Source organism: Roseiarcus sp., assembly GCF_052145395.1.
GTDB lineage: Bacteria > Pseudomonadota > Alphaproteobacteria > Rhizobiales > Beijerinckiaceae > Roseiarcus.
Genome location: NZ_JBKQOT010000898.1, coordinates 1 through 7087 on the forward strand (window position 1 = coordinate 1; position 7087 = coordinate 7087).

Consider the following 7087-nt stretch of genomic DNA (forward strand, 5'->3'; position numbering starts at 1 on the left):
TTTCCTTGGTGAAGAGGCCTTTGCCGCCGGCCTCGGCGAGCGGCCGGTCACCAAACCAGCGAGGCGCCGTGCGCGACGCTTCTTCACGCTGCAGGAGCCAGGCGATCCGCTCGCAGTATTCTTCGTCCGCGGCGAGTTCTTCGAGTTTCTCCGGGCTGGTCGACAGCAGCACCAGCCAAGGGTTCCTGGTGAGGGCGAACAGGTCCGGGTCGAGTTTCTGCCACAGGTAGTCGGTGGTGTAGCTCCAGGTGAAGCGCAGGTCTGTGGCGAGGAATTCAAGGCCCCTCAGCCGCGGAGGCAGGTCAAGCATCGTACTACCGCCATTGGATTTCATGATATGCCTCCGGGGCTCGGCGCCGAGGATATTCGCGCGGCGCCGCTTGGGCGAGGCGCAACGACGCGAGGCGCTGCGGCCGACCCGAAAGTTGCCTTCCGCGTGGCGACGCGACCTCGTAGAAAATTGGTCGTTTCGTTCAAGAGCGGCGGTCGGGCGCGTCGCCCGTCAGCGCTAGCGTGCTTCACGCGTCGGCCTGACGAAGCGGCGGGCCCGTTCCGTCTCAGTCCTTGCCTTCGTACTTGAAGGACACCTTCACCTTGGTGCGATAGGCTTCGACCTTGCCGTTTTCAATCACCACGTCCTGCGCCGTCACCTCGGCCACGCGCAGATCCCTGAGGCTTTGCGCGGCGCGCTCGACCGCCGCCTGTGCGGCCTTCTCCCATGATTCCGTGCTGGACCCGATCAGCTCGATCACTTTGTATACGTTCTCGGCCATGGAACCCTCCCTCGGCGCCCGGGCGCCGCTGCGAGGCTCCGTTCGAGGCCTCGCCTGAACGTACCTTGGAGTGGAGCGGTCGCAGCGGTCAAGGCGCGAAAAAGTCGCGGTCCTTCGAGCATGTCGGGCGCCGCCCGACGGGCGGTTCATAAAGGGTCGCCGTGACGGGAACGCGACATTGGCCCTCCAGCTCTTCAGATTCACAGATATTTTTCGTTTATGCTCGCGAGCGTCCGTTCAACAGCTGCGCTTCAAGGACCGCTAACCGCCCGTTCCGCTGGGGTTCGCCCTTTTCGTGAATGGCGATGGGCGCGATTCTTGATTGCGGAAAAGAAGAATACCCGATATGATCCGCTCATGCGAGCCTCAGACGAAGCGCAAGCGGATCGACGCCGTCCTGGACGCGGCCGCTCGCCCCGGGATGCGCCGCATGACGAAGAAAATTGGCGCGGAAAAGATTTTCTCATTTTCTCGCAAACTCAAGTGCAACGCATTGAAAAGTCACGATTCACGGGTGAATAAGAGGGTCAAGTCCAGCGCCGAACGCGTGTCGAACGCATGCCCAACACGCGCTGAATGACGGCCGAACGGCGCCCGAATGGGCCTCGCAACCGCATCATGCGCTAGGCGCGGGGCTGCGACAGCAGATAGGACAGGAGCGAGCGAAGCTCTGCGGGGCGGACGGGCTTTCTGAGCAGCGTCATCTGCGCCTCCTCCGCTTCGCGCGCCGCGGTGTCGGAATGGTCGGCGGTGACCAGCATCGCGGGCGTCGGCGCGCCGACCGCGCGCCGCACCTTGGCCACCGCCAGCGCGCCGCGCTCGAAATGGTCAAGGTGCAGGTCGGCGATGATCGCCTGGGGCGTCTGCCGTCGCGCGGCCTCGGCCGCCTCGTCGCCGGACGGCGCTGTCTCCACCTCGCAGCCCCAACGCCTGAGCAGCGCGGCCATGGCCGAGAGCACCGCCGCGTCGTTCTCGATCACCAGGACCCGGGCGTTGTTGAGCGGTCCGCGCGCGGCGAGCGACGGCTCGGCCGGGCGCGCGGCGGGCTGGGCTTTCGGCGGCTCGGCGAGCGGCAACGAGACCGAGAACATCGACCCCTTGCCGATTCTGGAGCTGAGGTCGATCGGATGCTCGAGCGCCAGCCCCAGGCGGCGTACGATCGCAAGCCCGAGGCCGAAACCCTGGCCGCCGTGCTCGCCAGCTTCCCCGCGCTGGAACTCCTGGAAGATCGCCTCGCGCCGCTCCTCGGGGATGCCCGGCCCGGTGTCCCAGACTTCGACGGTCCAGCGTCCCGCCCGCGCCCGGCCGCCGACGAGGACGCCGCCGCGCCGGGTGTAGCGCAGTCCGTTGGCGATCAGGTTCTGGACGACGCGCCTGAGCAGCAGCGGGTCGGACGTCACCCACCGTCCTGCGCCGAAATGCCTGAGTTTCAAGCCGCGCTTCGCCGCCCCCTGCGCCTGCTCCTTGACCAGCGAGGCGACCAGGTCGTCGATCGGAAAGGCGCGCATGTCCGGCGTCATCACGCCGGCGTCGAGCTTGGAGAGGTCGAGGAGCGTGCGCAAAAGCTCCTCGAGCGTCGCCAGGCTGCGGTCCGCCTGATCGATCAAGCCGGTCTCATCGCCGCCCATCTCGAAGCTGCCCAGCGTCGACAGGGCGAGCCGGGCGGCGTTGAGGGGCTGCAAGAGGTCGTGGCTGATCGAAGTGAGAACCGAGGACTTGAGCAGATTGGCCGCCTCGGCCTGCTCCTTGGCGCGCCGCAGGTCCTCGTTGGCGCGCTCGATCGAGCGCAGCGCCTGCTGCACCTCCTGGGTGCGACGACGAACCTGGTTGTCGAGTGCGATCGCCGTCTCGAACAGCGCATACGCGCTCGGCTGCTGATCGTAGGAGCGCTCGACCCGCGAAATGAGCTTGGCGTTGATCTTCTTGAGCTTGGCGATCTCGCGCTTCAGCTCTTCGATGTCCTCCGTGTCGGTCACGACGCCACCGTCCGCCTCCGGCCGATGGCGACGCCGGTAAAGGTCTGGTTCACGTGCATCGAAGTGTACTGCTCGCCGTAGGTATTGAAGCCGACGACGCGCTTGGCGCGGTATAGCTTCGACATCGGCTGGGCCGTCTGTTCGCGCTCGGCGGCGAGGCGCCTCAGCACGCAGTCGAAGCCGAGATACACGTCGACATCGCCAAGCTCATTCTCCATGTCGGCGAAGACGCGGGTCAGGCTCTCCATCGGGTCGCGCCGCCTGGCGGCGGTGAACACGAGCCCCTCGTCGATGGCGCAGAAGAAGCTCAGCGATCCGTCCGGATTGACCCGCTGGATCGACCGGACGAAATGCTCGCCGCCGACGCTGACCAGCACCGGATGGGACGCGAACGAGAACGCGTCGAGCGCGTCGTCGAGGATGCCGCAGACGCGGGCGTATTCCTTCGCAGCCGGCTCGGCGTTCAGCTCCTTCACGATCCGCTTCTCGATGTCCGCCTCCGTCACGACCATCTTGATGGCCGTCGGCTCGTAATTGTCGACGCGGAAGGTCTTGAACGGCAGGTCGGTCGCCGCCAGCGCCAGCACGGCCGCGTCGGTATGGGCCTTTCCGCCGTGGATGACGAAGGTATGCTCGAACCGCAGTCCGTCGCCGGCCGAACCGCCGACCATCGGGATCTCGTCGAGCGCCATCTGGATGGCGGTGACGACCGCCTCCTCCCGCCGGCACAGGCCGTCGACCAGCAGAAGACCGAACAGGCCCCGGGCCGGGAAGCCGGGCCGCAGCGCGACGAGGTCGGCGCGCAACTGCTTGGTCAGCTCCCGTCCCGCCTCGACATGAAAATTGGTCAGATCGAGGATCGGCCGGGCGAGAAAGGCGAAATGGCGCCTGAGGAAACCGACCGCGACGACGGCGCCTTCGCTCCAGCCCTCCGGCGTGATTTCGCCGGCGGTGGTGCAGCCGATGACCGGCGTCGCCCCGAAACGGCGGGCGATCTCAGCCGCGAAAACCGCGACGTCGTAGTCGGGCGAAACGAACACGACGAGTCCGGAGAGATCGTGAGGCGCAAGCTGCCTGGCGATTTCGGCCGCCGCCGCATCGGCGCTCTCGCTCCATGCCGCCGCGACGACGATTCCTCCCTGATCCCGCTCACCGACGAGGCCCAATGACGATTCCTCCGCGCGCGCACCGCCGCGTTCTCTTGTTGCAGGCCTTCTATTAGCATAAATGCGCGGGCGCGCCACGCGTGCGCAGCGGCTTGGTTTCGTCCGCGAGCGCGACGCCGGGGCTCGCGCCGGGACAGGCTGCGAGAACCGTGAAGCAAAGGAGTCCGCTTTCCATGCCTGCCCCCAAAGCAATCCGGGCGCCGCATGCGTACGTAGCTGTGGGATTAGAGCGGGGGGCCGAGAGGTTCGACGTGCTTCGTGCGTGACATGCGCCCCGTTCCCTCTCGACCGGATTGTCGCGGATTTGACGGAAGGCCCGAGCATGGACATCGTGTGGCTTCGCGACGACTTCCGCCTCGACGACCAGCCGGCGCTCGCCGCAGCGCGGGGCGGACCGGCGCTCTTCGTCTACGTTCACGACCCCCGTCCGCAGAACGGGCGGCCCCCCGGCGGCGCGGCGAAATGGCGGCTCGCCCAATCGCTCGCCAGCCTGGAACGCCGCCTCGCTGAACGTGGCGCACGGCTCGATGTCGTCGAAGGCGAGGCGGACCGCGTCACACTGGACCTCGCCGCGGCAGCGAACGCGTCGCGGGTGCTCTGGACGCGCCGCTACGAGGGCGCGTGCATCGCGCTCGACGCCAGCGTCCAGGCGGCGCTCAAAGCGCGCGGCGTCGAGGCCGTGAGCCTCAACGGCCGGCTCATGCGCGAGCCCTGGGAGCTTGCGAAGGCCGACGGCAAGCCCCCTGGGACTTTCTCGTCCTTTTGGCGCCGGCATCGCGGGCTCGGCCCCCTGCCCTCGCCCGTACCCGCTCCGTCGCCCCTCGCCAGCGCGCCCTGGCCCGCCGAGGCGCCGCCGCGCACGACAATCGCCGCCCTGCGCCTGACCCCAACCGCGCCCGACTGGGCGGGCGAATTGTCGCTCGGCGAGATTCCCGGAGAAGAGGGGGCGCGAGCCGCGCTCGCCCGCTTCGTCGCGGACGCCCTGCCCGACTACGCCGACGCGCGCGACCGGCTTGCGGGCGAGACGACCTCCCGGCTCTCGGCGTCGCTGCGGTTCGGCGAGCTGTCGCCTCGCCGCGCGGCCGCGACCGTCGAGGCCGCGGCCGCGGCCGACCCGCGCCTCGCGCGCGCGGCGGACAAATACGTCTCGGAACTCGGCTGGCGCGAATTTTCCTACGCCCTTCTGTTCGGCCATCCCGATCTCGCCACGCGCCCGCTGCGGCCGGAATTCGAGCGGTTTCCGTTTCGCGACGACAGGGCGGGGTTCCGCGCCTGGACGCGGGGGCGAACCGGCTACCCCGTGGTCGACGCCGGCATGCGCCAGCTCTGGCGCACGGGGTACATGCACAACCGCGTTCGGATGATCGCGGCGTCCTTCCTGGTCAAGCAGCTGCTGGTCGACTGGCGGCGTGGCGAGGGATGGTTCTGGGACACGCTGATCGACGCCGACCCCGCCAACAATCCGGCGAGCTGGCAGTGGGTTGCGGGCTCGGGCGCCGACGCCGCGCCCTTTTTCCGCATCTTCAACCCGGTGCTTCAGGGGGAAAAATTCGACCCCAATGGGACCTACGTCCGCCGATGGGTTCCGGAGTTGGCGCGTCTCGAAGGACCGCATGTCCACGCGCCGTGGCGCGCGCCGGCGGCGGCGCTCGCCCGCGCCGGGATTGTCCTCGGCAAAACCTACCCGGAACCGATCGTCGATCACGACGCGGCCCGCGCCCGGGCGCTCGCAGCCTTCGCGGAGATCCGGCGCGGAGATTGAAGTCGGCGAGGCGCCTGCGGCGCGCTCATCCGGACCAGCGCCCCCGTTCAGAACAAGTACGCCAAGTCAACAGCATGGACACGGGATGCGTCAATGTATCGCACAGCGAAGCGCTTTTCCTCACGCAGCACGCCGCTAGAATATTTTTTTCTCAAGACGGCGCATAGCGTTACCGCTGTATACTGAGAGATGTCAACATGGGCAGGGCAAGGACATATTCAGTACACTGTACAGGGGATTGCTACTGGATCGTTGACGACGACGTCGAACTGATCGCCTGCAACCATCTGGACGCGGCGCGCCTGATCGCGGCGCTGATGAACGGCGACCTTTGCGCGGTGGCGAACGTATCAGACGGCGCCGTGACCGATTGCCGCCGCACCCTGACCGACGCGCTCCAGCCGCTCAAAGGCTTCGGTCGGCCGGCGCTCGAGGCCGCATTCCCCGAGCTGTGAAGGCGGCTTGAGGCTTGGGCGACCCTCAGCAGCAGCCGCGAAGCCGTCCCTTGCGGACATCGTAGCGCGCCTGCTGCCGCTCGCGGAAGAACTCCTCGTAAGTCATGACCGGTTCGTCGGGATGGTTGGCCTGCCGGTGGGCGACATAGGTCGGGTAGTCGGGCACGCCGACCATGAGGCGCGCCGTCTGGACGACCATGTCGCAGACAAAGCGCGCGCGGGTGGCGAGGGTCTCGCTCATTCGGCCAACACCGCCGCGCCGCTCCCGATTTCAGAGGTCGTGGCCTTCGCGCTGTGCAGCGCCCTGAGCGCCTCCCGGACGCCGTAGACGAGCATGACGAGGACGATCGCGACGAAGATCGCCGCGAGCGTCGCGTCGACGTAGTCGTTGAGCACGATCCGGCCCATCTCGTCGAGGGTCTTGGCCGGCGCCAGCACCTTGCCGGCGGCCGCGGCGTCGCCATAAAGCCACGCGTGGGAAACGAAGCCGACCTTCGGATCGCCGCTTGCCACCTTTTCGATTCCCGCCGTCACCGTGCAGATGACGAGCCACGCGGTCGGGACGAGCGTCACCCAGGCGTAGCGCTCACGCTTCATCTTGAACAGGACGACCGAGCACAGGATCAGCGCGATCGCCGCCAGCATCTGATTCGCCGTGCCGAACAGCGGCCACAGCGTCCAGATGCCGCCGAACGGGTCGATCACCCCCTGATAAAGGAAGTAGCCCCAGGCCGCGCAAGCCGCCGCCGAGCCGATCAAGTTGTTCGTCCAGGACTCGGTCGCCTGGAAGGCAGGAATCACGTCGCCGACCAGGTCCTGGATCATGAACCGACAGACCCGAGTGCCCGCATCGACGGTGGTGAGAATGAACAAGGCCTCGAACAGGATGGCGAAGTGGTACCAGACTCCGGCGAGCGCCGGGCCGCCGAGAAAGCCGGAGAGGATCTGCGCCATG

The 7087-nt window shown here is 67.5% G+C and carries 8 protein-coding genes; 2 read left to right on the forward strand and 6 right to left on the reverse strand.

All coding sequences use genetic code 11. The features are described from left to right. From ACLP25_RS31125 to ACLP25_RS31140, 4 genes are all read right to left on the reverse strand, one after another. Window positions 1-334: DUF3417 domain-containing protein (locus ACLP25_RS31125; RefSeq protein WP_442472950.1), on the reverse strand; the 334-nt coding region annotated here is incomplete at its 3' end. 223 nt (window positions 335-557) lie between these two features. Beyond that, a complete protein-coding gene (locus tag ACLP25_RS31130) occupies window positions 558-773 on the reverse strand; it encodes a dodecin family protein (protein WP_442472951.1) in 216 nt (71 codons plus the stop codon). Window positions 774-1396: 623 nt separating this feature from the next. Further along, window positions 1397-2749: an ATP-binding protein gene (locus ACLP25_RS31135; RefSeq protein WP_442472952.1), complete on the reverse strand. Its 1353-nt coding sequence runs from the start codon at window positions 2747-2749 to the stop codon at window positions 1397-1399. Continuing rightward, window positions 2746-3915, reverse strand: a complete 1170-nt coding sequence (locus ACLP25_RS31140) for an FIST N-terminal domain-containing protein (protein WP_442472953.1) — start codon at window positions 3913-3915, stop codon at window positions 2746-2748. The genes ACLP25_RS31135 and ACLP25_RS31140 overlap by 4 nt, the downstream gene beginning before the upstream one ends. Before the next feature lie 322 nt (window positions 3916-4237). Between ACLP25_RS31140 and ACLP25_RS31145 the strand changes: the two genes are divergently transcribed. Both ACLP25_RS31145 and ACLP25_RS31150 read left to right on the forward strand, forming a co-directional pair. Then, the gene (locus ACLP25_RS31145) at window positions 4238-5677 is read left to right on the forward strand and encodes a cryptochrome/photolyase family protein (RefSeq protein WP_442472954.1); all 1440 of its coding nucleotides are present in this window, start codon (window positions 4238-4240) and stop codon (window positions 5675-5677) included. 197 nt (window positions 5678-5874) lie between these two features. Beyond that, the gene (locus tag ACLP25_RS31150) at window positions 5875-6132 is read left to right on the forward strand and encodes a hypothetical protein (RefSeq protein WP_442472955.1); all 258 of its coding nucleotides are present in this window, start codon (window positions 5875-5877) and stop codon (window positions 6130-6132) included. Window positions 6133-6157: 25 nt separating this feature from the next. Here ACLP25_RS31150 and ACLP25_RS31155 read toward each other — a convergent pair whose 3' ends face one another. Then, window positions 6158-6373 (reverse strand): YbdD/YjiX family protein, encoded by a 216-nt coding sequence (locus ACLP25_RS31155; RefSeq protein WP_442472956.1) that lies wholly within the window; start codon window positions 6371-6373, stop codon window positions 6158-6160. Then, a partial coding sequence (locus ACLP25_RS31160; protein ID WP_442472957.1) for a carbon starvation CstA family protein occupies window positions 6370-7087 on the reverse strand: 718 nt, incomplete at its 5' end. The genes ACLP25_RS31155 and ACLP25_RS31160, both read right to left, overlap by 4 nt.

Excerpts from the sequence above, each read along its gene's own strand:
- ACLP25_RS31130 (WP_442472951.1), bottom strand. The coding sequence starts at position 773 with ATGGCCGAGAACGTATACAAAGTGATCGAGCTGATCGGGTCCAGCACG.
- ACLP25_RS31145 (WP_442472954.1), top strand. The coding sequence starts at position 4,238 with ATGGACATCGTGTGGCTTCGCGACGACTTCCGCCTCGACGACCAGCCG.
- ACLP25_RS31150 (WP_442472955.1), top strand. The coding sequence starts at position 5,875 with ATGGGCAGGGCAAGGACATATTCAGTACACTGTACAGGGGATTGCTAC.
- ACLP25_RS31155 (WP_442472956.1), bottom strand. The coding sequence starts at position 6,373 with ATGAGCGAGACCCTCGCCACCCGCGCGCGCTTTGTCTGCGACATGGTC.